The 25,044-nt window shown below is 64.4% G+C and carries 19 protein-coding genes and 1 pseudogene; 9 read left to right on the top strand and 11 right to left on the bottom strand.

Translation table 11 applies throughout. From position 1 onward, the window contains the following. Positions 1 to 66 precede the first annotated feature (66 nt). A complete protein-coding gene (locus BRADO_RS07125) occupies positions 67 to 804 on the top strand; it encodes a hypothetical protein (protein WP_011924632.1) in 738 nt (245 codons plus the stop codon). Between the two features lie 184 nt (positions 805 to 988). Here BRADO_RS07125 and BRADO_RS07120 read toward each other — a convergent pair whose 3' ends face one another. Both BRADO_RS07120 and BRADO_RS07115 read right to left on the bottom strand, forming a co-directional pair. Then, positions 989 to 1,837: a hypothetical protein gene (locus tag BRADO_RS07120; RefSeq protein WP_041756210.1), complete on the bottom strand. Its 849-nt coding sequence runs from the start codon at positions 1,835 to 1,837 to the stop codon at positions 989 to 991. Between the two features lie 116 nt (positions 1,838 to 1,953). Next, entirely contained in the window at positions 1,954 to 2,493 is a 540-nt protein-coding gene (locus BRADO_RS07115) for a shikimate kinase (protein WP_041756209.1), read from the bottom strand. Between the two features lie 421 nt (positions 2,494 to 2,914). Here BRADO_RS07115 and BRADO_RS07110 point away from each other — a divergent pair, with 421 nt between their 5' ends. Next, positions 2,915 to 3,193: a hypothetical protein gene (locus BRADO_RS07110; protein WP_157872530.1), complete on the top strand. Its 279-nt coding sequence runs from the start codon at positions 2,915 to 2,917 to the stop codon at positions 3,191 to 3,193. An 81-nt stretch (positions 3,194 to 3,274) separates the two neighbouring features. On the opposite strand, the gene BRADO_RS07105 is transcribed toward BRADO_RS07110, so the two are convergent. Further along, positions 3,275 to 3,772 carry a GNAT family N-acetyltransferase gene (locus BRADO_RS07105; RefSeq protein WP_011924628.1) on the bottom strand — a complete coding sequence of 166 codons (498 nt, stop codon included), beginning with the start codon at positions 3,770 to 3,772 and terminating at the stop codon, positions 3,275 to 3,277. A 940-nt stretch (positions 3,773 to 4,712) separates the two neighbouring features. Between BRADO_RS07105 and BRADO_RS07100 the strand changes: the two genes are divergently transcribed. Further along, complete coding sequence (locus BRADO_RS07100) at positions 4,713 to 6,938, top strand: tetratricopeptide repeat protein (RefSeq protein ID WP_011924627.1); 2,226 nt, start codon at positions 4,713 to 4,715, stop codon at positions 6,936 to 6,938. 303 nt (positions 6,939 to 7,241) lie between these two features. Here BRADO_RS07100 and BRADO_RS07095 read toward each other — a convergent pair whose 3' ends face one another. Continuing rightward, positions 7,242 to 7,751 (bottom strand): cytochrome c, encoded by a 510-nt coding sequence (locus tag BRADO_RS07095; RefSeq protein ID WP_041756208.1) that lies wholly within the window; start codon positions 7,749 to 7,751, stop codon positions 7,242 to 7,244. Positions 7,752 to 7,914: 163 nt separating this feature from the next. Between BRADO_RS07095 and BRADO_RS07090 the strand changes: the two are divergent. Next, positions 7,915 to 8,289, top strand: a pseudogene (locus BRADO_RS07090) (zinc-binding dehydrogenase); the annotation flags it as partial. A gap of 207 nt (positions 8,290 to 8,496) precedes the next feature. Here the strand turns inward: BRADO_RS07090 and BRADO_RS07085 are convergent. Next, positions 8,497 to 9,423 carry an alpha/beta hydrolase gene (locus tag BRADO_RS07085; RefSeq protein WP_011924624.1) on the bottom strand — a complete coding sequence of 309 codons (927 nt, stop codon included), beginning with the start codon at positions 9,421 to 9,423 and terminating at the stop codon, positions 8,497 to 8,499. A gap of 1,199 nt (positions 9,424 to 10,622) precedes the next feature. On the opposite strand from BRADO_RS07085, the gene flhA reads away from it, so the two are divergent. Then, on the top strand, positions 10,623 to 12,752 hold the full coding sequence (gene flhA / locus BRADO_RS07075) for a flagellar biosynthesis protein FlhA (protein ID WP_041756206.1): 2,130 nt from the start codon (positions 10,623 to 10,625) through the stop codon (positions 12,750 to 12,752). A 369-nt stretch (positions 12,753 to 13,121) separates the two neighbouring features. After that, on the top strand, positions 13,122 to 13,322 hold the full coding sequence (locus BRADO_RS07070) for a hypothetical protein (RefSeq protein ID WP_011924622.1): 201 nt from the start codon (positions 13,122 to 13,124) through the stop codon (positions 13,320 to 13,322). Positions 13,323 to 13,455: 133 nt separating this feature from the next. On the opposite strand, the gene BRADO_RS07065 is transcribed toward BRADO_RS07070, so the two are convergent. From BRADO_RS07065 to fliI, 4 genes are all read right to left on the bottom strand, one after another. Beyond that, on the bottom strand, positions 13,456 to 14,577 hold the full coding sequence (locus BRADO_RS07065) for an anti-sigma factor domain-containing protein (protein ID WP_041756205.1): 1,122 nt from the start codon (positions 14,575 to 14,577) through the stop codon (positions 13,456 to 13,458). Positions 14,578 to 14,637: 60 nt separating this feature from the next. Beyond that, entirely contained in the window at positions 14,638 to 15,186 is a 549-nt protein-coding gene (locus BRADO_RS07060; protein WP_011924620.1) for a sigma-70 family RNA polymerase sigma factor, read from the bottom strand. Between the two features lie 150 nt (positions 15,187 to 15,336). Then, positions 15,337 to 15,756, bottom strand: a complete 420-nt coding sequence (fliJ, locus tag BRADO_RS07055) for a flagellar export protein FliJ (RefSeq protein WP_008960735.1) — start codon at positions 15,754 to 15,756, stop codon at positions 15,337 to 15,339. Positions 15,757 to 15,865: 109 nt separating this feature from the next. Next, on the bottom strand, positions 15,866 to 17,188 hold the full coding sequence (fliI, locus tag BRADO_RS07050) for a flagellar protein export ATPase FliI (RefSeq protein WP_041756204.1): 1,323 nt from the start codon (positions 17,186 to 17,188) through the stop codon (positions 15,866 to 15,868). Between the two features lie 421 nt (positions 17,189 to 17,609). Here fliI and ctrA point away from each other — a divergent pair, with 421 nt between their 5' ends. From ctrA to BRADO_RS07035, 3 genes are all read left to right on the top strand, one after another. Then, entirely contained in the window at positions 17,610 to 18,311 is a 702-nt protein-coding gene (ctrA, locus tag BRADO_RS07045) for a response regulator transcription factor CtrA (protein WP_006614002.1), read from the top strand. A 1,194-nt stretch (positions 18,312 to 19,505) separates the two neighbouring features. Beyond that, positions 19,506 to 19,994 (top strand): hypothetical protein, encoded by a 489-nt coding sequence (locus BRADO_RS07040; RefSeq protein ID WP_157872529.1) that lies wholly within the window; start codon positions 19,506 to 19,508, stop codon positions 19,992 to 19,994. A 230-nt stretch (positions 19,995 to 20,224) separates the two neighbouring features. Then, positions 20,225 to 20,908, top strand: a complete 684-nt coding sequence (locus BRADO_RS07035) for an LptA/OstA family protein (protein ID WP_244422980.1) — start codon at positions 20,225 to 20,227, stop codon at positions 20,906 to 20,908. Between the two features lie 301 nt (positions 20,909 to 21,209). Here BRADO_RS07035 and BRADO_RS07025 read toward each other — a convergent pair whose 3' ends face one another. Then, on the bottom strand, positions 21,210 to 23,327 hold the full coding sequence (locus BRADO_RS07025) for a phospholipase D-like domain-containing protein (RefSeq protein ID WP_011924616.1): 2,118 nt from the start codon (positions 23,325 to 23,327) through the stop codon (positions 21,210 to 21,212). Between the two features lie 292 nt (positions 23,328 to 23,619). Next, on the bottom strand, positions 23,620 to 25,023 hold the full coding sequence (gene hydA / locus BRADO_RS07020) for a dihydropyrimidinase (protein WP_011924615.1): 1,404 nt from the start codon (positions 25,021 to 25,023) through the stop codon (positions 23,620 to 23,622). Positions 25,024 to 25,044 lie beyond the last annotated feature (21 nt).

Raw genomic sequence — 25,044 nt, 5'->3', positions numbered from 1 at the left:
CAATCTTACGGGGCCGGGCGGGCCTGCGCGGACTTGGATCGTTGGAGAATGCAGCGAACAGCAAACATGCGGTATCTATGGGTTCGTCTCCCCGGCCTCCTCACGCTTGTCATCGTCGCGCTGATGCTGCTGACGCCGAGCCCGGCGGCGGCCGGTGCAGGCTTCTTCGACCTGCGCACGCTGTGCCAGCCGCTCGAGATCCACGGTGGGGTGCCGCAGGAGACCGCCTGTCTGAAGGAGCTGCCGGCCACGATCCGGCGCGATGGACGCAAGCTGACCCTGGGGCTTGCGGGCGGCAAGACCAAGGTCATCACCGACGCCCGGGAATGCGAGCCCGAGGGGCCGGAGGCCAGCTGCATCAGCTACCGGCTGATCGGACGCCTCGGCGACCGCCATTACATCGTGCTGGTCTCGCCCTATGAGTGCCCGTACGTGATGCTGGTCAACCGCAGGACCGGCGCCGAGCTCAACCTTGGCAGCGGCCCGTTCCTGTCCCCCAACGGCAAGCGCTTCATCGCCATCGACCCGCGCGACGACGGCAATTGCGGCATCGACTATCGCATCGGGATGTTCAGCTATGGCGACAGCCCGAAGCTGGAATGGAGCTACAAGCCCGAAGGCTACGAGCCGTACCAGGTCGACACCTGGATCGGCGACAGCCACGTGCGCCTGCAGGCCAACGACGAGTCCGGCAAGGAGGTGGCGACCGACCTGACGCGCACCGCGCAGGGCTGGCAGCTCAGGCGGCCGAACGGGGAAATGAGCCCGGGGGTGACGGCCGGCGCGCCGCCGCAGCCAAGGTGAGCGCAAGGCTAGGCGTGGAAGATCACGGTGAGGCTGGTCATTCTGACGGGAGCGTCGGGCTCGGGCACAACGACGATTGCAGACAGCATCGCGCAGCTCCACGCGGAGCGGACTCGCGTCTTCCGATTTGACAGCGTCGGCGTGCCATGAACCTTCGCCTCGCAACAGGGCTGCAAGCGCGGGACTAGGACGGGGAACAAGCGTCGGGGCTCAGATACTGGGCTCGAACATAGAACAGAAACGAGTGATCCCGCAGCCATATCTGGCGGGGTCTGATGTAACCCTTTTCCAGCAGCTGCTGCACGAAGTCTTCAATCTCGTGGTCTTTTGGCGTTGTCCATGCGGCCTTGATGAATTGGCTGGCGCGCGGGCCGCGGAAGTGGAATTCTGCGCTGAGATATCTTTTGGTTGCATAGTATTCCTGGATCGTCGCGATCAGTTGCTGACGCCGGTCGGGCTTGCAGAGGGCAGGACCGAAAGATCTGGCAAACTCCAGGACCGCATCTCGATTGCGCTCGATTGGACTGCTTGAAAAGCGCTGCTCGAACCCGCCGGGGTCGTCCAGATCAGGCGTGGCCCGTTCCGACGTCGGATCCAGGTCCGAAATCGTCAGCGCACGCCCGGCCTTGAGCGATCCGTCCGCCGCGATCGGATCGCGCGGCCCCAGCAGCGTCCTGGGCTCGTTGACGACCAGCAACGCCACAAGGATGATGATGGCCGCCAATGCGATGCGAATCACGACCGTCATTGCGACCGACAAACACCGCGTATGCCAGACCCAGCAATCCGCACGTGCCGAAAATGATCGCGCTCGGCCCCCTCGACCCCCACGGCACCATGCGACCATCGCCTGAAACAGCACGCCGCCAAAATGGACCAAGGTGGGCGTCATGAAGGCGTTGACCGCCTTCTTCGCGCGCGAGATCGGTATTGAAAGATTGGTCCCGAGCGTGACACCAACAAACATCAGACCGATCAAGGTCGCGGCTGATGTTCCAGCCATGATGTAGAAATTTTCCCAGCCCTGCAACATCGGGGGTTCTCGGCCGCGCCTTGCATCATGCGAAACGTGGCGGAGTGCGCCTTGATCGACATCAAGGGGCCTCGGCATAAGCGGGCTGACTCAGGAATGCGTCCACTGCCGAACTATCAGCGATGCACCTTCTCGCTCCTGACCCGCTCGATGATCGCATCGCGTGTCTCCTCCGGTGTCTTTCCCTTGGTGTAGACGATGATCTTCGCAAGAGCACCGTTCGAGGGATGACGGACGAAATGAGCATTGATGTCGAATTCGCCAGGCGGGCGGTCGTTCAGGTTTCTGGCGTTCAGGATCGCAATGGATTCATCCGGATCCGGAGACGGCAGCAGAAGAATGACATTTTGGTAGGGCGCAAGCGCCCTCCGAACCCGTGCGAGGAGTTCATCGTCCTCGAACACCGAGTGCCCGGCGCCGAAGTCGATGACGCAATCGGGATGCTCAGCCAAGGCCCGCTCGACCGCGTGAGCTTCGAACGGCTTCCAGTACCGATAGACGCCGCGGAGTCCTTCCTTCTCCATGATCCTGCGCTGGACGTCATCGTCGAACCCGATCTCGCGATAGTAATCCCATCGGACCTGATCCAGCGAGCACCGCCGAAGCTGCAACGCCTCCGCGAGAAGCTTTGCCTGCGTGCTCTTGCCGGCTCCCATCGGGCCGATCAGAATGATGTCTTTTCCCACAACGCCCCCGGTACCCTGCAAGACGACTTTATCAGTTCAGAAAGCAGTGCGGCAGCTACTGCTGCCTGGAGCCTGGCCAATTCGTGCAATCGAGAGAGCTTGCAACTTTAGATGTTGTGATGATTTCACGTCAAGTGAAGCCGCCAACGAACAGGGAAATGGACGATCTCACCTGGCTATCTTTCGTCTTCCGCAACTTCGATTTCGATGGCCGGGTGTCGTCCGCTCTGCATGAGAACGAAGTTTCGCGACCTTGCGGTGTGTGCAGGGAATTCCCGAGATCGGGCATGATAACGGTCGTGCGTGAGGGCCGACTTGACGGCCATCCGCCGAATTCCGCTTTTTGCCAAGAGAGACGACGCTGCGACTTGAGGCGGATCAGGAGAACGAGATGACAGCCATTCTCACCTACCGGTCGACGGCGACCTCGCGCTATCGGACGATCCTGGCTCTGGCGACGCTCAGTTTCTGTGGTGGCATCGGGGCCAGTCTGGCTTGGGCATATGTCCTCTATGCTCGAGACGTCTCCAATGTCGACTCGACGGTGACCCTCATCCTGATCTCGATGTTGGCCTTGGCCGGCGTCTCTTTCCTTCTGGCTTGGTTTGCGAAGAAGCGGCTGAGGGCAATCGCATCAGCGAACGCGGGCACGCCCGAGCAGAGGCGGTGAGGATGACGACGGTCTTCCCACCGCCGGCATATCGGTGAGAAGAACCAGTGACGAATGCCGGCGTTCCCTCGCACTGATCAGCTACACGCTCGCGCGCATGGTGATGCTGGTTGGTCGATCGAATCTCTCGTGTGCCGTCTCGGCGATCTTCACGAAGCCCATGCGGCCGAAGACCTCGTGATTTTCCGTCAGCTCGATTCGGGTCTGCAGCTCCAAGGCTTTCAGACCCAACCTGCGCGCCTCCTCGCCGGCTGCGTCCACCAAGCGTCGCCCGATCCCGACGCCTTGCAGACCCGGGCGAACGGCAAGCTTGCCCAGATAGAGCCCATCACCCTTGGGTCGCACAAACACACAGCCGACGAGATCGCCGGCACGATCGGCTAGCAGCAGCGCCCCCTTTTCAGCGTCGTCCTGCATCGACTGTAGCGTGAGCCGCAAGGCCGATGACGGAGGGTCGATTCGCGCGTCCATATAGGCGAATGCCTCGAGGATCAGCGCGCGGACCTGTTCCCACCCCTTGAAATCGGGCGGGGTGCGACGAATGATGATGACGCGCGTGTCGGGGTGTTCTGATGTCATGGCGGCACTAGAGCATATCCGGAATGGCGCGGGAATGGCAGGCGGCCTAAGGCGAGCGCGTGCTGCGGCTGCCAAGCACATTTGAAGCTCTCGCCGGAAAACGAAAGACGAGAGCCTGTCCGAAGCTATGTTCCGAGACTCACAATCTCGCGGTCGCCCTGAAATTTTTTCTTTCATTTTTTCCGAAATCATGTATATCTCTGCTCGTCCTGCTTCCGCCGGAGGGGCGTGTCGCGACCGTCACGAGACGTGGGAGGTGGGATGCGATGGGCGCAGCGGCTCGCAGCATGGCTTCGTGTCGCGCGGACGAACGAGCCGTTGCGCACGGCGAAATCGTGCGGTCCTGACACCCCGATGCTGGTGTCGCCGCGGCAGCGTTGCGCAAGCGCGCTGTCGCGCATGGTGGCCAGAAAGCCCGGCGCACCAGGGAGACTACGTATAAGCCGTTCCAACCGTCGCGCAGGGAAGGCCGGGCGTTCTCGGCCAGACCTGTGGTCACTGCCGCCTGCTTTATTTGCTGCAGGCGGGCCACGGGCGCGGCCGGCGCCCGGCCTTCCCTGCGCCCTCCCCGACTCGAGGGCGAAAGCTGATGCACAACTCGGGCGCAAGGCGTCGCGAGGCAGCCCGGCATGTCCCTGCGAGGCGTCGCCGCGTGGCGACCGATGTGAGCGGAGATGTCGTCATGCCGCACACGTTGCGGGTTTCCTCACGCCGCGTCGCGCCCACACGCCGTGTTAACCATTTGCTAACCATGGCGCGGGCAAGCTCCGCCGCGTCGCGTTGCGCGCGGCCGGCGACCGGACAACCACAGGATACAGCCTTGGTCCCCTTGGCCTTGCTGCCGACGGGCATGGCGGCGGCCCCGGCGACGGCGCGAAGCGCAGGCGACGGCGGCCGTTCGGCCGCAACGCTTGTCCTGCCCGTCCGGAGACATGATCCCTTGAGCACCGTCGGTTCGCGCGCCTTCCAGAAGGCACGGCAGGAAAAGAAGCAGAAGAAGCTGATCGAGACGCAGCTGACGGTGGCATTCAGGGCCTTCCAGGCGGGACGCCAGGCGGAAGCGCAGGCGCAATGCGCGAAGCTGCTGCAGGAAGTGCCGGACTGTTTCGACGCCATGCACCTGCTCGGCGTGTCCCTGGTGTCATCCGCCCGCTTCGCCGAGGCGGCGACCTTCCTGGCGCAGGCCGTGGCGCTCGAGCCGAACTCGGCGGACGCGCATTCCAATCTCGGCTGGGCGCTGGTGAATTGCGAACGCTACGAGGAGGCGCGCGCGTCGCTGGAGCGATCGCTGGCGCTGCGGCCCAACGCGCCGATCACGCTGCGCAACCTGACGATCGCCCTGCTGCGGCTCAAGAAGGGCGAGGCGGCTCTGGCGAACGCAGTGCGGGCGCTGGAGCTGAAGCCGGATGACGTCGACTCCTGGAGCAACCGTGCCGTCGCCGAATTGATGCTGCGGCACTGGGACGCCGCGGCGGCCAGCGCCGAGCAAGCGCTGACGTTCAACCCGACCCATTTCGAGGCCATGGTCAACAAGGGTCTCGCCCATCTCGAGCTGCATCATTTCGAGCTCGCGGAGGCGATCTTCAACGCAGCTCTCGCCGCGCGGCCGATGCATGCCGAACTGCTGGCGCATCGCGGCCGGCTCTACATGCTGTCGGGACACACCGACGCCGCGGAGGCCGATTTCGATGCCGCCGTGCGGCTGGATCCGCAGCTGCAACTGGGATGGCAGGGCAAGGCGCAGATCTCGATTCTCAAGGGCAACATCGCCGCGGCCATGGCGGCCTGCCGGCGCGTGCTCGACGCCAACCCCGCCGCCCAGACCGCCCTCACTCTGCTCGGCGCCTGCCTCGGCCGTCTCGGCGACGTCGCCGGTGCGGTCGCGCGATTCGATCAGGCGCTGGCCGTACAGCCGGACTATGACGAGGCGATCACCAAGAAGATCTTCTATCTCGACTTCCTCTCCGGCGCCGATTTCGCCGTGCAGCAGGCGACGCGGAAATATTGGTGGGTGGCGGTCGGCTCCAAATTCCCGCGCCGCACGCTCGCGCCGCGCTCGCTCGATCCCAACCGGCGCATCGTGGTCGGCTACGTCTCGGCCGATTTCCGCATGCACTCGGCGGCCTTCGCCTTCCTGCCGGTGCTGCGCGGGCACGACAAGTCGCAGCTGCAGGTCAACTGTTACTCGGCCTCGCCGCGGCACGACGATTTCACCGCGCAGTTCAAGGCGATCGCCGACGTCTGGGTCGAGGCCGCCAACCTCTCCGACGACGAGCTCGCCGACCGCATCCAGGCCGACGGCGTCGACATCCTCGTCGATCTCTCCGGCTACACCACCGGCACCCGCATGCCGGTGTTCGCGCGCAAGCCGGCGCCGATCCAGGTCACGGCCTGGGGCAGCGGCACCGGCACGGGCCTCGAGACGATGGACTACTTTTTCGCCGATCCGGTCACGGTGCCGGAGAACGTCCGGCCGCTGTTCGCCGAGCACGTCCACGATCTGCCCTCGGTGATCACGATCGATCCGCTGCTCGACATCCGGCCCTCGCCGCTGCCGATGCTGCAGAACGGCCATGTCACCTTCGGTGTCTACAACCGCATCGACAAGATTTCCGACGAGGCGATCGCGCTGTGGGCCCGGCTGCTGGCCGAGGTGCCGGATGCCGATCTCGTCATCAAGCATCTCGCGCTCAACGATCCCATGGTGCGCGACGGGTTGATCAGCCGCTTCGTCAGCCGCGGGGTGCCGGAGGCGCGCCTGGTCTGCCTCGGTGCCAGCGAGCGCAGCGAGCATCTGCGCTCGTATGACCGCATCGACATCTCGCTGGATCCGTTCCCGCAGAATGGCGGCATCTCGACGTTCGAGTCGCTGTATATGGGCGTGCCGGTGGTGGCGAAGCTCGGCCTCGGCGCGGCCTCGCGCGCGGCCGGCGGCATTCTCACCGCGGCCGGACTGCCCGACTGGGTCGCCGCTGATGATGACGGCTACATCCGCATCGCCAAGACCTTCGCTGCCCAGCCGGAGCTGCTGGCGAAGCTGCGCGCCGAACTGCCCGGCATGGTCGCACGCTCGCCGGCCGGCGACGTCGCCAACTACACGCGCTGCGTCGAGGCAGGCTATCGGCAGTTCTGGCAGACCTATTGCGCGACAGGGGGTAAACGCTGATCGCGTTGGGCCAAATCGTATCGGCGCATGAGCGAGGACGAGACCAAGGCGCTGTTCGAGCCGTTCCGCGACTGGATGAAACGGGAGGGCGGCCAGCCAGCGCGGTGATGACACAACGCCTTGCGGCGGACTTAAGATGCTACGGCTCCCCCGCGCAGCGCCTCCGGCGCATCCGGCTGCGCAAGCGGGTGAGCGGCGGCGAAGACAGGCAGCGCCATCGCGGCCTCGACGACACGACGCACCATCGGTGCCGCGCCAAGCGTTGCTTTCGCGGGACGATCGCGCGGGCTCGCTTGCTTTGCCTCACTCCGCGCCGGGCGCAAAGTCCTGGTCGGCGACGCTCGCGGTTTGCGGCACCTTGATCACGACCACGGCGCGGTTGAGCGCCTGATGGCAGGAATTGCAGGCGGCGGTGAGATCCGCATAGGACCGCTCGAACTGCGACAGATCCTTCTGCTTGATGGCCTGCGCCAGCGCGTCGAACGGCTGCTGCGTCACCGCCGCGTTCATGTCGGCGAACGAATTGCCATCGACCAGCGGCTGCGCACGGCTGACGCGATTGAAAGCGCCCTTGAGATTGCCGAGCTCGTAGGCGCTGAACGCCCAATTGCCGCTGTGCGCCGCGATCCACAGCCTGACGTGGCGCGGCTGGATGGTGGCGATCATCAGATCACTCACAGTGGGCACATAGGCCGGAGCCGGTGCCGGCCCGTCCGCGCGCAGATCAGCTATGGCCACAAACGAGGCAAGCCCGGCCAGGCCTGAGACGGCCAAGGTCAGCCGTACGCTACGGCGGAATGTTTCAAGGAGCATCTTTCACGTTCTCCGGAATCGATTTAGAATGTTTCTAAAGAACTCCGGTCACTGCCGCCAAAGGGTTTCGATGATCGCAGCGATCAGAAAAACTTGAAGCCGGCCGGCGCGCGACTCACACGATCCGGAAACTTGGTTCAGGCGCGCTCTGTTGGCGCGACATGGGACGCCCGATTGGGATGTCGCCGTGATGAAAGCGACGGACGGCGAAGGCGCCAGTCATGTCCTCGAATTCGGCGGACCCGGCACCTACGACCGATCGCTGCGCTCGGTCGCATCTGGCGGCAAGATCGTTCAGATCGGCGTGTTGACTGGGATCGGCCCGAAGCCCGACCTCGCCAGCCTGCAATGGGAGAATGCTGACATCATCGGCGTCACCGTGGGTTCGGTCGAACATTTCACGGCCAAGAATCGATTCCTGAGCGACCACGCGATTCCTCCGGTCGTCGATCGGGTCTATGACTTCGACGACGTCAGCGAGGCGTATGCCCATCTCCGGTCCGGCTCGCATTCCGGAAAGATCGTCGTGAAGCTTTAGGCACGCGCGCGGATCGCGTGGATCATCATCGCGATAGCAGATGTCTTCTCGCGATAACAGAAGCACTCTTGTCGTTCGCAGAGCGCTTCGCCATCAGCTTCATGAGCGATGTCACGTCGACCATAGGACGGGCGGCGCGGCGCCGCGTCCGGGCAGATGGTCCAGCGTCACCGTCGTGCCGTCAGGACGGCGGCGGCGCCGTGAATGTCACTTCGTGCCGATCATCTTGCGCAACCAGGCATCGACGATCGCGGTGGCCGGATAGTTGGGATCGCCGAGCTCGCGGTTGATCTCCATGTGGCCGCGCAGGCCGGTGCCGCCGACGCCCTGGACCTCGGCCGGCGTGCCCGCCTGCGCCAGGGCAGCGCCGAGCGCCTCGGACTGCGCCTTGCCGTCGGCGCGGTCGACATGGAGGATCAGGAACGCCGGCGCGTTCGGCTTTGCGGCCTGCAGCGTCGGCGACAGCGCCCGCTGGCGCGCGGGGTCGGTGCCGAACGCCTGGATGTAGGTGTCGATCATGAAGCGCCCGCTATCGGAGAGCTGGCGCGCCACGTCGTAGCATGCGCCATCCAGCGCGATGATGCCGCTGACGTCGCGCAACGACAGCCCGACCGCGCGCAAGTAGCGCGGATCGGTCCCGACCAGCGCCACGAGATGCGCGCCGGCGCTGTGCCCCATCAGCACGATGCGCGCCGGATTGATCCCCAACCGCTCCGAATTGGTACGCAACCACGCCACGGCCGCGGCAACGTCCGAGGCCTGCTGCTCCACGGTTGCTTCCGGAACGAGGCGATAGTCGATAGACGCGAAGGCATAGCCCTGCGCCAGGAGATGCGCGACCTTCTCAGCCCCGGTCGCGTTGCGCTTGTCACCGCGCTTCCAGCCACCGCCATGCACAAATACGATCAGCGGCGCGGCGACGCCCGCCCTCGCCTGCCAATAATCGAGCGTCTGTAGCGGATCGGCGCCATAGACATATTCTGCGGCCGGCGCGTTTTGACCGTCGACCTCGCGTGCGGCCATCCGCGCTTGCCAACGCTCCAGGAAAGCACCTGCATGCGCCGGTGAAAGCGAGATGGACTGCACGAGCCACAGGCTCGTCACCAGCAGAACGGCAAGTGTCGAACGAAACATCGCATGCTCCTTGGTCGCGTGACGATAGCAGCACGCGGTGTTTAATGGAGGCAGCAGCTAGCGCTGTTACAAATTGCTACGAACGGGCACGTCCGCGAAACTACGGATGACGTCGCTTGCCGTCACCGGGATGTTCATCGCGATCGAGCTCTCCATATCCTTGCCGCAGTGTGCTCGAGCAATGTGAAGCCGGGCGGCCGGAATTTTTATTTTCAGAAATTTCTCTATTTCATTTTTTCGGAAATCATGTATATCTCTCTCCGTCCTGCTTCCGCCGGAGGGGCGTGTCGCGACCGTCACGAGACGTGGGAGGTGGGATGCGATGGGCGCAGCGAATCGCAGCGTGGCCTTACGGTCGCGCGGACGAACGGTTCGTTGCGCACGGCGAAATCGTGCGGTCCTGATACCCCGACGCTGGTATCAACTCACGACGAAGCTTCGCTTCGCGTGGGGATGGTGGCCAACAAGCCCGGCGCACCAGGGAGACCACGTATAAGCCGTTCCAACCGTCGCGCAGGGAGGGCCGGGTGTGTTCGGCCAGACCTGTGGTGACTGCCGCCTGCTTTTTTTGCTGCAGGCGGGCCACGGGCGCGGCCAGCGCCCGGCCTTCCCTGCGCCCTCCTTGTGTCGAGGGCGGATCTGATTGCACAACTCGGGCGCGATGCGCTGCGGGAGATGATGTCGCATGCCTGCGAGACGCATGCCTTTGGACAGTCCCGGTGCGGAGCGGCAGCACGGGCCTCATGGTTCGAGACGCCGCTACGCGGCTCCTCACCATGAGGATTTGGTACGGAGACTGGTGCTGCACGTCATCCATGCGCGGCAGGCTCATGGCGGAGGGCGCGCAGCAGGCGACATGCTTCGAGCCGTCCAACGCAGCCCCTCCCCTCACCCTGAGGAGACCGCCGGAGGCGGTCGTCTCGAAGGGCGAGGCCCGAAAGAATTTCATCCGAACAGCGCGGCAGGAGCGCGCATCCCCGCTTCCCGCAACCTTTCGTTAACCGCCGTTAACCGAACGCTAACCATACACCGGGCAAAAATTGCCCAGTGGGAATGTGCGTGTCGTGATTGGGTGCAGTTGACGGGGGAGAGCTTCCGTGGACGCCAGCGCGGTACCTCAGTTTCGGAACGGTGGCCCTGTGGCCGCCGCGCAGTCGTTTGGGACCGGTAAACGCGGTCCGCGGGAAGGGGCGAAAGCCATGGTCGACGTCACGGCGGGTCAGGGGGCCGGTGCACCGGCCGGCGGTTTTTCGATCGGCGATCTCAAGACGCTGATCATGCGCGGCGACATCGCGCTGGCGCTCGGCATCCTCACCATCCTGGTGGTGCTGATCCTGCCGCTGCCTTCGCTGGTGCTCGACCTCTTCCTGGCGATCTCGATCACCCTGTCGATCCTGATTCTGATGACCGCCCTGTTCATCCAGGCGCCGCTGGAATTCTCGTCCTTCCCGACCATCCTGCTGATCTCGACGATGCTGCGGCTGTCGCTGAACCTGGCCTCGACAAGGCTGATCCTGTCGCGCGGCCATGAGGGCACCGATGCGGCCGGCCACGTCATCGAGGCGTTCGGCAATTTCGTGATGGGCGGCAACTTCGTCATCGGCATCATCGTGTTCGCGATCCTGGTGACGGTGAACTTCGTCGTCATCACCAAGGGTTCGGGCCGCATCGCCGAGGTCGCGGCGCGCTTCCATTTGGACTCCATGCCCGGCAAGCAGATGGCGATCGACGCCGATCTCTCCGCCGGCCTGATCGACGAGAAGGTCGCCAAGATCAGGCGCAAGGAACTGGAGGATGAAAGCGGCTTCTTCGGCGCCATGGACGGCGCCTCCAAATTCGTCCGCGGCGACGCGGTCGCAGGCCTGCTCGTCGTCTTCATCAACATCATCGGCGGCATCATCATCGGCGTCGCCCAGCAGGGCCTGGGCTTTGCCGAAGCCGCCCGCACCTACACGACGCTGACGGTCGGCGACGGCCTCGTCACCCAGGTGCCGGCGCTGATCGTCTCCACCGCGGCGGGCCTGCTCGTCTCCAAGGCCGGCGTCACCGGCGCGGCCGACAAGGCGCTGATCAAGCAGTTCTCCGGCTATCCGCAGGCGCTCGGCATGTCGGCCGCCGTCATGCTGGTGCTGGCCCTGCTGCCTGGCATCCCGACCGTCCCCTTCCTTGCGCTCGGCGGCGGCGCTGCCGCGCTCGCGCTGAAGGCCCGCCGGCATAAGGAAGTCGCCAAGGCCGAGGAGATCGCTGCAGCCGCTGCCGCGCCCGCCGCCGCGGCCAGCGCCGCGGCTGCCGAGGAGCCGATCTCCGCCGCGCTCAAGATCGACGACCTCAAGATCGAGCTCGGCTACGCGCTGCTGCCGCTGGTCAACGCGCCCGACGGCACCGACCGGCTGACCGACCAGATCAAGGCGCTCAGGCGGTCGCTGGCGATCGAGATGGGCTTCGTAATGCCGTCGGTGCGCATCCTCGACAACGTCCAGCTCGAGGCCAACACCTACATCATCAAGATCAAGGAGGTCGACGCCGGCTCCGGCAAGATCTGGCCGAGTCAGTTCATGGTCATGGACCCCGGCGGCAACCAGGTCGCGGTGCCCGGCATCCACACGACAGAGCCGACCTTCGGGCTGCCCGCCACCTGGGTCGACGCGGGACTGAAGGAGGAGGCGACGCTGAAGGGCTACACGGTGGTGGACGCGGCGACCGTGCTGTCGACGCATCTGACCGAGCTGCTCAAGGCGAATATGAGCGACCTGCTCTCCTACGGCGAGGTGCAGAAGCTTCTCAAGGAGCTGCCGAAGGAGCAGAGCGAGCTGGTCAAGGACATCGTGCCGACGCAGATCACGATCTCCGGCATTCAGCGCGTGCTGCAGCTACTGTTGTCGGAGCGCATCTCGATCCGCGACCTCTCGACCATCCTCGAAGGCGTCGCCGACGCGCTCGCCTTCTCGCGCAATCCGGCGTCGATCGTCGAGCATGTGCGCGCCCGGCTCGCACGCCAGATCTGCGCCCAGAACACCTCGCCGATGGGCTACCTGCCGCTGATCGCGTTGTCGGCGAAGTGGGAGCAGGCGTTTGCGGAATCGCTGATCGGCCAGGGCGAGGAGCGCAGTCTCGCGATGCAGCCGTCGAAACTGTCTGAGTTCATGACCGCGACCCGCGACGCCTTCGAGCGCGCCGCGCGCGAAGGCGAATCGCCGGTGCTGGTGACCTCGGCGGCGATCCGTCCGTTCGTTCGCTCGCTGGTGGAGCGCTTCCGCGCTCAGACGACGGTGCTGTCCCAGGCCGAGATCCATCCGCGGGCGCGGCTGAAGACGGTGGGAAGCGTTTAAGAAAGTGGCGCGGAACCTGCGAGTCAGTCCCAAGTTGTTGAATGCAGAACCGGGCCTTGGGACCGGTTTTGCCATTTTTCGAGGCAAACTCGTCTGTGCTTTACCGCCACAGGCAAATGATTTCTTAAATTTGCGTTAGGTGGCTGATTTTTCCGCCGCAGACCGAACTGCCACATAAGCCGTTGTTTATGATGAACTATATTCATTTTATCGACTTGCAATCGCGAAGCATCACGACTTGTCACACACTTGTGATGTTCACTACGAAACGGAATCGAGGTTTCCTACGTTCTTGAAGGCGAGACGATGAACCGGAAACGGCCCGGCTCACACGAATCGGCGAAGCACGGAAGGCAGTAGGAGGCCTCCATGAACCACTCGATTTACAGCGCGGACCGGACGACCCACCTCAAGATCGTGGTGGTTGCGCTCGTGGCTGGCATCGCGGTGGCCGGCCTCGGCATCTCAGCCCGCCTGAATGCAGAGCCGAACTACGCGCAGACAGCAAAGGTCATCAAGGCCGGCAAGCCGGTCGCGGTGACGAGTTCGGAAGCGTCGGTGGTTCGCTGACAGGAATTCCCGGAATTCACGCGGTTCTCACAGCCCCCCCCAACTGGCCGCGTGGATATGTAGTAGACCCAACCCCAAGTCGACTACCGAAAACGCCCGCTCCCCACGGGCGTTTTCTTTTTTGCCGTCGCACTCACTTCCCTGGTGGTACCGTCTCGATCAGCTTGCCTGTAAACACAATCGGCCCCGTCGCCTGCCCGGTCGGCGAGCCGCCCTCCGGCTCGACTGTCACCGCATAGGTGGCGCGGCTGACGACGTCCGGGTCGTAGGACGACAGAACCGGTCGACTGGTGAAATCGCTGCCGCCGATCACGCCGAGCGAACGCGGCTTCTGCAGCTTGTCGGAGACGATCCACAGTTCGAAGCTCTTGCCGGGCTCCGGCGCGGCCCCGACCCGGCGGACCGTGTAGCTGCGGGTCGCGGAGTCGACGGTCAGGATGAAGGCGGGCGACGCCGCATCCTTCTGCAACAGCGCAACGAATTGCGCGGCGGGCTCCGGCGTGGCCGGAACCTTGACCTGCGCCGTCTGAATCAGCGGCTTCGGCTGCAGGCGCAGCGGGAGCAGATCCGGCCGATAGAGCTGCACACCGACGAGCGCCAGCAGAGCCGCGGCAACCGCGGTCATCACATTGGCCACTGCGCGCCACTGCCGCACTCTGGAAGAGAGCCGCACCACGTTGGCATTGTCGTTCGCGCCCTCCCGCGCGCCGGACATATTCCGGCGCGGTGCCCGCAAGGGCGGCGCCCCGCTCGCGGCTCGAGACCGCGCGATCTCGATCGGCGGCGCCTCCGGTCCCTTCAGATCGACGATCGAAGGCTCCGTCTTTGTCGGCTCAATCTTGGGAGACTCCATCTTCGGAGGCTCCACCTCAGGCACTTCGGCGACGAGCGTCTCGAGCTTCGGCGGCTCGGCCTTTGGTCCAACCGGCACGACGTCCGGCGCAGGCCGCTCGGGCGGAGAGACGACGACCGGAGAAACAGCCGCCGGCACGGCCTGAACAGCAGCGGCCTCGGCAGCCACGGCCGGTTCCGACCGCGCGATCTCGGCCTTGATCCGCTGCCACAGCTCCGGGCGCGGTTCAACGAGGCCGACCATCTGGTTCAGCGAGCCGAGACGAAACTCCCATGTCTGGACCAGCGCCGCGAACCCCTGATCGGCGGTCATCATGGTCTCGACCTGTGCGCGCTCGACGGCATCGAGCGTGCCCAGCGCATACTCAGCCGCCAGCGCGATATGGTCTTCGCTATACGCCATCACAGGTCCAAGTCACGTCACCCACAAGGTCTATCGTCCACGTTCAGTCCAAGCCGCCTCTCATCCGATCCCCAGGCATTGGCGGATATCCATCATGCTCCGCCGCAGCCAGGTCTTCACCGTATTCACCGGCGCCTCGAACTTGGTCGCCAATTGCTCGCGGCTCCAGCCGTTATAGTAGGCAAGCAGCACGAGCTTCTGGCGGTCGGGCTCGAGCCGCCCGACGCATTCCAGGAGACGCTTGAGCTCCTCCGACATCTCGCGCCGCGCCAGCGGATCCGGCGTCTCGGCCGCGACTTCCAGCGCGGAGGGCTCATCCTCCAAAGACAGCTCGCCGCGCTTGCGCACCAGGTCGATGGCGCGGTTGCGGGCAATCGCGGCCATCCAGGTAATGGGGGAAGACACCGCCGGATCGAACTGGGCCGCGTTGTTCCAGACCTTCACATAGGTCTCCTGCACGACCTCCTCGGCGAGGTCCTGACGGTGCAAGATACGGAGCACGACGCCATAGAGTTTCGCGCGCGTCGCCGCGTAGAGGCGCTCGAACGCGGCCTCATCCCTCTTGGCAACTGCGGCAAGCAGCCAGACCAGCTCTGCCGGCGTCAGCATTCAGCGTCCCCGAAAATCGCCCCACTCCATCATTCGGACCAGACCTCCCGTAGCACACATCGCGCGCGGCGCTCCAGCCGGGCGGGCGCGACGAAAAACCCGGACCTTGCGGCCCGGGTTTTCGATAGTCTCCGACCATGACGGTCCGGCTCAGGCGATGACGCCGAGCCGGGCGCGCATCAGGCCGATACTGTCCATGTCGGCCTGCTCGCGGGCGCTCTCTTCGGCCTTTTCACGGGCCTGGTCGCGCTCGTCGAGCAGCTCGACCTTCTTCATCTCCTCGAACGCCTCGGACAGCGCGGCCTTGGCGTCCTCGAGCTGGGCGCGCAGCTCGTCGGCCGAGCGCGTCAGGTTCTCGCGGCGCTGGATCGCCGCCTTGGCATAGGTCGGATAAGCGAAATGGGTCGGGTCGTTGATGCCGGCCCGCTCCTGTTCGGTCTGGATTTCCCGCTCGAGCTCGGCCGACATGCGCTGGAAGTCAGCGATCATGCCCTCGATCTGCGTCACCCGGCGGCGTTTCTCATCCACCTGAAATTTCTTCAGACGGATCAGCGTTTCGCGCGACTTCATCGACTCATACTCCCCAGAAGTCCCGTGGACGGCGCGGGACACGGCCGGCCGCCCTTGCTGGGCCGACCGACTAGGCTCGTTACATGGAGGGGATGATTACCCGACAAAGTTAGCTTTCCGTTTCCAAGCGCCCCAGGATCTGCTCCAGCTCCCGATACCCTTGAGAAAGGGTACAGACCTCGTCCTTGCGCTGCCGCAGGAAGGTCTCCAGCGGCTCGTGCAGCCGGATCGCCTCGTCGACCTCCGGGCTCGAGCCCGCGCGATAGGCCCCGAGCCGGATCAGCTCCTCCATGTCGGCATAGGTCGCCATCACCTGGCGCGCCCGCATGATCGTCGGCAGGAATACGGGGTCGGCCGATTTCGGCATCGTCCGCGAAACCGATTTGAGGATGTTGATCGCCGGATAGCGGCCGCGTTCAGCGATCGAACGCTGCATCACGACGTGGCCGTCGAGAATGCCGCGCACCGCGTCCGCGACCGGCTCATTATGATCGTCGCCGTCGACCAGCACCGTGAAGATCCCGGTGATGGTGCCTTCGCCGCTGCCCGGCCCGGCCCGCTCCAGCAGTTTCGGCAGCTCGGTGAAGACTGTCGGCGTGTAGCCCTTGGCGGTCGGCGGCTCGCCAGCCGACAGCCCGATCTCACGCTGGGCCATCGCAAAGCGCGTCACCGAGTCCATCAGGCAGAGAACATCCTTACCCTCGTCGCGAAAATACTCGGAGATTGCGAGCGTCAGATACGCCGCCTGCCGCCGCATCAGCGCCGGCTCGTCGGAGGTCGCGACGACGACGACGGAGCGCGCGAGGCCCTCTTCGCCGAGATCGTCCTGCAGGAACTCCTGCACCTCGCGGCCGCGCTCGCCGATCAGCCCGATCACCGACACCGCGGCATCGACGTTGCGCGCCAGCATCGACAGCAGCACCGATTTGCCGACGCCGGAGCCGGCGAAGATGCCGAGCCGCTGGCCGCGGCAGCAGGTGAGAAACGTGTTCAAGGCCCGCACGCCGAGATCGAGCGGCGCGCCGACGCGCTTGCGCGAATGCGCCGGCGGCGGATTGTTGCGGTAGGGAACCGGCGCCGCGCCCGATGGCAGCGGCCCCTTGCCGTCGATCGGCTCGCCCATGGCGTTGACGACACGGCCGAGCCAGGCCGGCGACGGCCGCACCTGGTTGGCCGAATTAGCGATGACCGCGCGGCAGCCGCGCCTCACGCCTTCCAGCCCCGCGAACGGCATCACCACCGCGTTCTTGCCGGAGAAGCCGATCACCTCGGCAGGAATGACCGTGCTGCCGGTCTCGATGACGATGCGCGCGCCGACCGACATCGCGTGGATCGGCCCGGCGATCTCGACCATCAGTCCCTTCACGCCGACGACGCGGCCATAGGTGTTGACCGCGTCGATGTCGCTGATTTGCTCAGCAAGAGCTTTCATCACAAACGCCCTTCATCGCGGAACGTCCTTCATCACGAAAGCGCCTTCATTGCGAAAACCTTAAGTAGGGGCAGATTCGCTTGCCCGGTTTAACTCTGTGTTTACTCGCATCATTAATCATTGCGTCATGGTCTGGAGTGACTGACGTCGTGCGCTTTGCCGCCCCCCAAAAGCGGTGAGGAACGAGAGTCGGTTAGTTCCATCTCTTCACATGGAGCTTGAACGAGGACGGCTAGGAAAAACTGCTTCTTCGCAACACCTTACGGCGATTCGACAAAAATTGCACGGATAGAGCTTGCGCAGCGGAATCAGGATTTGTTAACCATCTCTCGTCAGGATCCGAATCAGTTGTTCAAAGGCGTTTTGAGTGCCGCGATGGCGGCCGACCTGACGCCCGGAGCGGCGACTATGGGGAACTGGCATGCGCGTTTTGCTGATTGAGGATGACAGCGCTGTCGCGCAGTCGATCGAGTTGATGTTGAAGTCCGAGAGCTTCAACGTCTACACGACTGACCTCGGCGAAGAAGGCGTCGACCTCGGCAAGTTGTACGATTACGACATCATCCTTCTCGACCTCAATCTGCCCGACATGTCCGGTTACGACGTGCTCAAGCAGTTGCGTGTCTCCAAGATCAAGACTCCGATCCTGATCCTGTCCGGCCTCGCTGGCATCGAGGACAAGGTCAAAGGCCTCGGCTTCGGCGCCGACGACTACATGACCAAGCCATTCCACAAGGACGAGCTGATCGCCCGCATCCACGCGATCGTCCGCCGCTCCAAGGGCCACGCCCAGTCGGTCATCCAGACCGGCGACCTCGTCGTGAACCTCGACACCAAGACCGTCGAAGTCGGCGGCCAGCGCGTGCACCTGACCGGCAAGGAATATCAGATGCTGGAGCTGCTCTCGCTCCGCAAGGGCACCACGCTCACCAAGGAGATGTTCCTCAATCATCTCTACGGCGGCATGGACGAGCCCGAGCTGAAGATCATCGACGTGTTCATCTGCAAGCTGCGCAAGAAGCTCGCCAACGCCTCCGAAGGCCGCAACTTCATCGAGACCGTCTGGGGCCGCGGCTACGTGCTGCGCGAGCCGCACGACCTCGACGAGCGCATCCCCGCCTGATCTTTCACTGGGCAACTCGGCAGGCCTCACGGCTTGCTCCTCCCAGACTGGGCCCCGCCGCAAATGGCGGGGTTTTTGTTTGTGGGGGGGTGGTGTTGCTGACGGACCGGCCATTTGCTCCGGGCCAGCCCGCGTTGGAGCCAAGCACTCGCCAAGCGCGCGCTGCGCTCCCCTCCCCCTTGCGGGGAGGGGTCGGGGGTGGGGGTCCCCGGAAATGGTCTGCATGAGAGCCACCGCACTCCAGACAACTAAGCACTAAGCTCGCCGCTTACACGCCCCCCTGCCCCAAACTCTATCCTGAGCAAGTAACCCCCACCCCCAACCCCTCCCCGCAAGGGGGAGGGGAGCCGACCACCATTGCCGCGCCTGTGCGTCTCAAACGAGCAGGCACGGCCGCCCTCGCCTTTCAGCCAACGAACGCGAGCGCCTCGCGCATGAGCGCCATCGACACCACACAGTTCGTCAAAATCCAGCATCCCACATCATCGCGATCTCGCAGCGCCCTGCGCCCGAGTTGTTCGGCATCCTCGCCGCCCTCTAGCAAACTGAGGGCGCAGGGAAGGCCGGGCGCTGGCCGCGCCCGTGGCCCGCCTGCAGAAAAAGAATGCAGGCGGCAGTCACCACAGGTCTGGCCGAAACACCCGGCCCTCCCCGCGCGATGGCTTTACGATTTATAGGCGATCTCCCTGGGGACCGGCTCTCTTGCCCCCATCGCTCACCGGCAGCGTTTTCCGCAACGCCAGCAGGCTTGACCTCAGCACCGGGAGGCCAGGACCACGCCACTTCACCGTGCGCATGGAATCGTTCGTCCGCACGGCCAAGCCATGCTGCGAGCCCACAGCGCCCATCGCTTCCCACACCCGACGTCCGTGACGACCGCGAAGCGTCCCCTCGTTGGGGCGGGACTAAGCGGAGTAGAGCACGTTTTCTGAGAAAGCGAAAGATAAAATTTCTGTATAAGCGAAATTTGTCAGAGCGGCAGGACTCTCATTCACCTCATGGCTAAACCGCCAGTCGCGTCAGCAACTCAAAAGCTTCAAACGTGGATCGTCATATGCGATAGCCCCATTCTCTACGGAGACTTCCAGCATCCGGTTCCGCAATGCTAGCATACACCCCTGTCGAACCACGAGTGCCTGATAGCACCGCATGGGTCGGCGGAGCGAGTTTCGTGCTTGGCGGAAGGGGGGACTCATGAGATTGCGCTGCATCGCGCTGGCGGTTTCGGCCTGCGTCATTCTCACATGCACCGCTCCTGCGTCGGCCGCGGACCCCGAGCCGACCGAGTTCAAGCTGGTGACGCCGCCGCTCAGCATCGACCGGGATCAGAAACGCCCCGCCGCCGAAACGCTGCCGGTGCCCTCGGGCTTCACCAGGGAGCACATCCTGCTCGGCGACCGCATCTTCCATGGCGAAGCCGCGAAGGGCCAGTGCAGCGTCTGTCATGCCATCGACGGCAAGGGCACGCCGAACGGCAACGATTTGACCGCCGGGATGTTCGTGTGGAGCGACGGCAGCGTCAACGGCGTGAAGCGCACCATCCTGCACAACATGGAAGTGGCGCCCGGACGCGATGGCGATCTGAACCTGGCGGATGTCGAAGCGGTGTCGGCCTATGTCTGGGCGATCAGCCATCAGGAGCTGTCGGTGAAGCGCGAGAGCGCGGCCCCGCTGTCGCGGTAGACCGACTCCACGCGGCGAACGTGAGGGAGTTACTAACTGTCAGGTTGGTTCATGGCTAATCGGCGTAGCTTCATGTGCGATAGCCCCGCCTCTGTAGCGCGACAGACCATCTCTAGAGACGCCGCGAATTACCCGTCGCCCAAACGGCACGCGTCCTGTCAAGCTTGATCAAGCGAAACAATAACCGGCGCGAGCATCGGCGCCTGTTCCACTGACGTTCTGATTTTCGTATGATCGAGCTCATGTTCAGAGTCGCCATGGCCGCAATGATCCGTTCCGACCGACGCGCGGCTGTATTGGCAGTCGTGGTCGCGGTGTCGCCTTTCACCGCCTGCGACGCCAGCGCGCAGAGTTCTGTCCCCAATGCCGTGCAGGGATTCTCCCAGAACAGGGATCAGCCAGTCCGGATCGAGGCTGATGCTTTGGAGGTGAGAAAGAAGAGCAACCGAGCCACCTTCTCAGACAACGTCAAGGTGGTCCAGGGCGACACCACGATGAGGTCGAAGAGCCTGGAGGTGCTCTATGCCTCAGGTCAACAGCGCTCGCCGAACGCAAACACCGCCAAATCAAAGCGGCCCCTGCATTCGGACCAGCCCGGACCGAGCGGCAACACCGAGATCAAACGGCTGGAAGCGGGCGGCGGCGTGGTCGTGACGCGCAAAGACCAGACGGCCAGTGGCCAGCGTGCGGTCTTCGACACCAAGACCAATCTCATCAGCATGCTCGGCGACGTGGTGTTGACGCAATGCGGCAACGTGCTGCGCGGCGACCGCCTCCTGGTCGACATGACGACCGGCGTCTCGCACGTCGAGGTCGACAAGGGAAGGGTGACCGCCACGATCAACCGGGGATCGGGCACCGCTTGTCAACCGCCGTCAAAGCCGACGACAATCGCTCCCAAGCCAAGGAAATGATCGCAAGCTCCATGGAGCTCCCGCCGTGTCCACCGCTTGCCATGCTCCGCCTCCGGCGGCCCCGAGGGCCGGCTACAGCCGAGCATCCAGCACGCCGCCGCCGATCGAGGATATCACGACCGTCCCAGCGTACTGGATCGCCCGGTCAAGCCGGGCGATGACGGTTTGTTGTGCCGCGATGTACGCTTCCTTGCACCTGTAACCGCGCCAGGACTTTCGAAACCTCCTGCAGCTTGTCGAGCCCGGATAAGTCTCGCTCATCCGGGCGACCAGAACCGGCACGTGGACGACGCCAGGCGTATCAACGTTTCTTCTTCGCAGTCTTCGGCTTGCTCGCAGGAGACTTCGCTGACTTTTTCGTGGTCTTTGCCTTGGCCTTCTTCGCCGCGACGCTCTTGTTCGCCTTCTTCACCGTCTTCTTCTTTGTCGTCTTGCGGCCGGCTGAGCTCTTCGCCGCGGCGGCGGCCTTCTTCGGAACTTTCTTGGCTGGCTTGTTTGGCGCCTTTCCGATCCTGGTCTTTGCGACCGTACCGGCCGGCTTTCTGGGGGCGGCGGCTGATGGCTTCTTCTTTCTCGCAGCTGCGCCGCCGGGGGTGCTCTCATCGGCGCTTGCTGCTGCCCCGCCGCCTGCCGCCGACATCCAGAACCGCAGCTCCGGCGATTTCTCCTCCGCGCCCTTGATGTAGCGCTCCTGCCAGCTGTCGTCACCCTGCAGCGGCTTGCCGAAGATCTCCGGATGCTCCTTCAGGAGCCAGCGCCACGCATAGTGATCGTAGAGGTCGAGGACGTGGCAGGCATAGGCTTCGGCGAGACCGCGGTGGCCGCGGATGATCAGCATGTTCTCGTCGTTGTTATGCGAGGCGCGGAAGCCGAGATTGTGCGAGCCGGTGACGACGACGCAGTCGTCGCTGAACGGATCGATCACCACGATCTTGTTGTGGATGATGGCGAAGCCGTATTTCGCGAGCTCGCGCTCCCATTTGCCGAACGCGTCCTGCACCGCGCCGGCGGGCACGCCGCGGAAATCGATGCTGCCCTTGGCGCCCTGCTTCTTCGGCGTGCCGGCCTCGCCGACCACCTTCACCTCAGGCGCGTCGCCGCCGGCATCGTCCTCAGCCCCGCTTTCCGAATGGCCGCCGGAATGCAGCGCGGCGGAGAAGTTGGTCGCGCGCACCGGGCTGGTCAGCGCGCCGCGCACGAACAGATCGGGCTTGTCCTTGAGCAATTGCCCGGCGACGTCGAGGATCGAGTTGTTGCCGGGATCAAAGGCGAGGAACAGCACCGCATGCTTGGCTGATTTCATCAGCTCGAACACGCGGCCCATGTCGTTCGGGGTTTTCGGGTTCTTTCCGAGCTTGCCTTGCGTGTTCGGCGAGAACATCGGCTCGATGGTGACGCCGTGGCCGAGATCGATCGGCGTCTGGATCGAGCTGGCATTGTTGGCATGAGCGAAGTCACGCAGGGTTTTCGACTGCAATGCCGACTTCTCGCCGTCGGCGGCGTCGACATCGGCCTTCAGAGCGTCCCAATAGCCGAGATAGCGCTCGGCAAGCTCGGGGCTCTCCACCACCAGCGCGTTGTTGGTCTGGGTGCAGAGTCCGGTCGAGGTCCAGTTGGTCGAGCCCGACAGCACCGCGGTCGGCTTGCCGTTCTCGCTGAGCACCATGAACTTGTTGTGCGGGATGGAGCCCTTGCCGAGGATGCGGTCGATCACGGTCACGCCGGCGGCCTTGAGCGCCTTGCGGTTGTCCTCATCGGCGTCATCGGAGTCCTTGCCCTGCTCGTTGCCGAGAATGACGGTGCGGCTCGACGGATTCTGGTGCAGCTGCGTCTCGAGGCCGTGGGGATCGTTGAGCTCGTAGAGCGCGGCGTGGATGGTGCCGCCGCCGGCATCGGCGCGTTTCAACAGCGAGGTCAGGCCGTCCTGTAGCTGCCCCATCAGACGGATGCGGATCGGATCATTGGGATCGAGGATATGCGGGGCCAGCGCATCGACGCTCGGATGATCGTTCAATGCATGCGTGAGCGCCTGGGTCGCGGTGATGCCGCGGTTGAAATAGACATGGAACGGCGGCCGTTCCGGCGTCAAGGTGACCGGGTTGCTCTCCAGCGGCGCGACGCCGTCGAGCGGCTTGAGCGTCTGGCCGGGCGTGCCGCCCATCGGCACGATCCGATATTTGTAGCTGCCGCCGCGCTTGGCGCCGAGATCCTTCCACCAGAATTTCTGCACCGGCGCCTGGTCGGTTGCGAGCTTGTCGGCGGTCTGCCCGGCAAACCGCGCCAGCGCCGGCAGCACGGTGTCGGAATTGTCGGCGAGATCGATGCGGTGAATGGCGAAGCCCAGACAGCCGTCGAGACGGCGATCGAAGGTCCAGGCGACGACGGCAATGTCATTATTGGCAAATGCAAGCGCGGGCATGGCGGCACTCCTTGTCTGACAAGGAGTATGTCGCGCAGTTGTAACAACGGTTCGACGCATCCGGAACAAGAAAGGGACGGCGGAGGTAGCGGCGGGTGGCGCGTGCAGTGCAGCGGACGGAGACGGACGGCGTCACCGGGCGTGATGCCTCCCCACGTCATTGCGAGGAGCCCCCCGGGTCCCGCCTCCTGGCGAGCCCGAGGGCAGGCTCCGCGACGAAGCAATCCAGAGTCCCGCTCACTACCCTGGATTGGTTCGCTTCGCTCGCAACGACGCTTGGAGAGAGCGCGCCTTACGCCACGCCGCCCGGCTTGCCGCGCGTGACGTAGCGGCCATCGCCTTTCGCGCCGAGGAGCTTGCCATCGCGCACGACGAATTTTCCGCGCAGCATGGTGGCGACCGGCCAGCCTGATATCTCGATGCCCTCATAGGGCGTGTAGTCAGAGCCGTGGTGCAGGCCGGTCTGGCTGATCTTGGCGGTCTTGGCCGGATCCCACAACGCGATGTCCGCATCGTAGCCGATGGCGATCGAGCCCTTGCCTTTCAGGCCATACGTCTTGGCATGGTTGGTCGCGGTGAGCGCGACGAACTGGTTGAGGGTGATGCGGCCCTTGCTGACGCCCTCGGAGAACAGGATCGGCAGGCGGGTCTCGACGCCGGGGATGCCGTTCGGGACCCAGCGGAAGCTGGTGCGGCCCTTCGGCGTCAGCTTGCCGGCCTCGTCGTCGTAGCGGAACGGGCAGTGATCTGACGAGAACAGCGAGAACACGCCCTGCTGCAGGCCTTCCCAGCAAGCCTCCTGGCTCGCCTTGTCACGGGGCGGCGGCGAACAGACATATTTGGCGCCCTCCATGTTGAGGCCCTGCATGTCCTCTTCGGTGAGCACCAGATATTGCGGGCAGGTCTCGCCATGGATCTTCAGGCCTCGCATCTGCGCGCGGCGGATCTCCTCCATCGCCTCGCGGTTGGAGACGTGGACGATCACGATCGGCACGTCGATGAGCTCAGCCAACGAGATCGCGCGATGGGTGGCCTCGCGCTCGACCGGGATCGGGCGCGACTTGCCGTGATAGTACGGCGCGATCTTGCCTTCGCGCTCGAGCCGGTCGGTGAGGAAGCGGATGGCGTCGTAGTTCTCGGCGTGGATCTGCACCAGCGCGCCCTGCTCGCGCGCGACCTGGAGCACGCCGAGAATCTCGTAGTCGTTCAGCGCGAGGCCGTCATAGGTCATGAAGATCTTCAGCGACGAATAGCCGTCGGCGACCAGTGCCGGCAGCTCCTGGCCGAGCACGGCATCCGTGGGATCGGCGATGATCAGGTGGAAGGAATGATCGATATAGCAGGCCTGGTCGGCCAGCGCGTGATAATCCTTCAGCGCCGCGCGCAAAGGCTGGCCCTTCTCCTGCAGGCAATAGGGCATCACGAAAGTGTTGCCCCCGAAGGCGGCGGCGCGCGTCGCGCTCTCGAAATCGTCGGCCATGACGATGCCGGGGCCGGACGGCTGGCTGATGTGGACATGGCTGTCGATGCCGCCGGGCAGCACCAGCAGGCCGCTCGCATCGACGATCTCTTCGGCATCGGTGATGGCCTCGCCGATGGCGGCGATGCGGCCGCTCTTGATGGCGACGTCGGCCAGATAGGTGTCGCTCGCGGTGGCGACGGTGCCGTTGCGGATGACGGTGTCGAATGCAGCCATGTGACGCGCTCTCCCAATTCC

Origin of the sequence: Bradyrhizobium sp. ORS 278, assembly GCF_000026145.1 — a bacterium.
Taxonomy (GTDB): Bacteria; Pseudomonadota; Alphaproteobacteria; order Rhizobiales; family Xanthobacteraceae; genus Bradyrhizobium.
The sequence above is the reverse complement of the archived record's forward strand: the minus strand, read 5'-3'. Positions and strand labels throughout refer to the sequence as shown.

Coding starts and splice junctions, on each gene's coding strand:
- fliJ (WP_008960735.1), bottom strand. CDS start 15,756: ATGAAGTCGCGCGAAACGCTGATCCGTCTGAAGAAATTTCAGGTGGAT.
- flhA (WP_041756206.1), top strand. CDS start 10,623: ATGGTCGACGTCACGGCGGGTCAGGGGGCCGGTGCACCGGCCGGCGGT.
- fliI (WP_041756204.1), bottom strand. CDS start 17,188: ATGAAAGCTCTTGCTGAGCAAATCAGCGACATCGACGCGGTCAACACC.
- BRADO_RS07095 (WP_041756208.1), bottom strand. CDS start 7,751: ATGCTCCTTGAAACATTCCGCCGTAGCGTACGGCTGACCTTGGCCGTC.
- BRADO_RS07115 (WP_041756209.1), bottom strand. CDS start 2,493: ATGGGAGCCGGCAAGAGCACGCAGGCAAAGCTTCTCGCGGAGGCGTTG.
- BRADO_RS07070 (WP_011924622.1), top strand. CDS start 13,122: ATGAACCACTCGATTTACAGCGCGGACCGGACGACCCACCTCAAGATC.
- BRADO_RS07035 (WP_244422980.1), top strand. CDS start 20,225: ATGATCGAGCTCATGTTCAGAGTCGCCATGGCCGCAATGATCCGTTCC.
- ctrA (WP_006614002.1), top strand. CDS start 17,610: ATGCGCGTTTTGCTGATTGAGGATGACAGCGCTGTCGCGCAGTCGATC.
- BRADO_RS07060 (WP_011924620.1), bottom strand. CDS start 15,186: ATGCTGACGCCGGCAGAGCTGGTCTGGCTGCTTGCCGCAGTTGCCAAG.
- BRADO_RS07085 (WP_011924624.1), bottom strand. CDS start 9,423: ATGTTTCGTTCGACACTTGCCGTTCTGCTGGTGACGAGCCTGTGGCTC.
- hydA (WP_011924615.1), bottom strand. CDS start 25,023: ATGGCTGCATTCGACACCGTCATCCGCAACGGCACCGTCGCCACCGCG.
- BRADO_RS07125 (WP_011924632.1), top strand. CDS start 67: ATGCGGTATCTATGGGTTCGTCTCCCCGGCCTCCTCACGCTTGTCATC.
- BRADO_RS07040 (WP_157872529.1), top strand. CDS start 19,506: ATGAGATTGCGCTGCATCGCGCTGGCGGTTTCGGCCTGCGTCATTCTC.
- BRADO_RS07065 (WP_041756205.1), bottom strand. CDS start 14,577: ATGGCGTATAGCGAAGACCATATCGCGCTGGCGGCTGAGTATGCGCTG.
- BRADO_RS07105 (WP_011924628.1), bottom strand. CDS start 3,772: ATGACATCAGAACACCCCGACACGCGCGTCATCATCATTCGTCGCACC.
- BRADO_RS07025 (WP_011924616.1), bottom strand. CDS start 23,327: ATGCCCGCGCTTGCATTTGCCAATAATGACATTGCCGTCGTCGCCTGG.
- BRADO_RS07110 (WP_157872530.1), top strand. CDS start 2,915: ATGACAGCCATTCTCACCTACCGGTCGACGGCGACCTCGCGCTATCGG.
- BRADO_RS07120 (WP_041756210.1), bottom strand. CDS start 1,837: ATGTTGCAGGGCTGGGAAAATTTCTACATCATGGCTGGAACATCAGCC.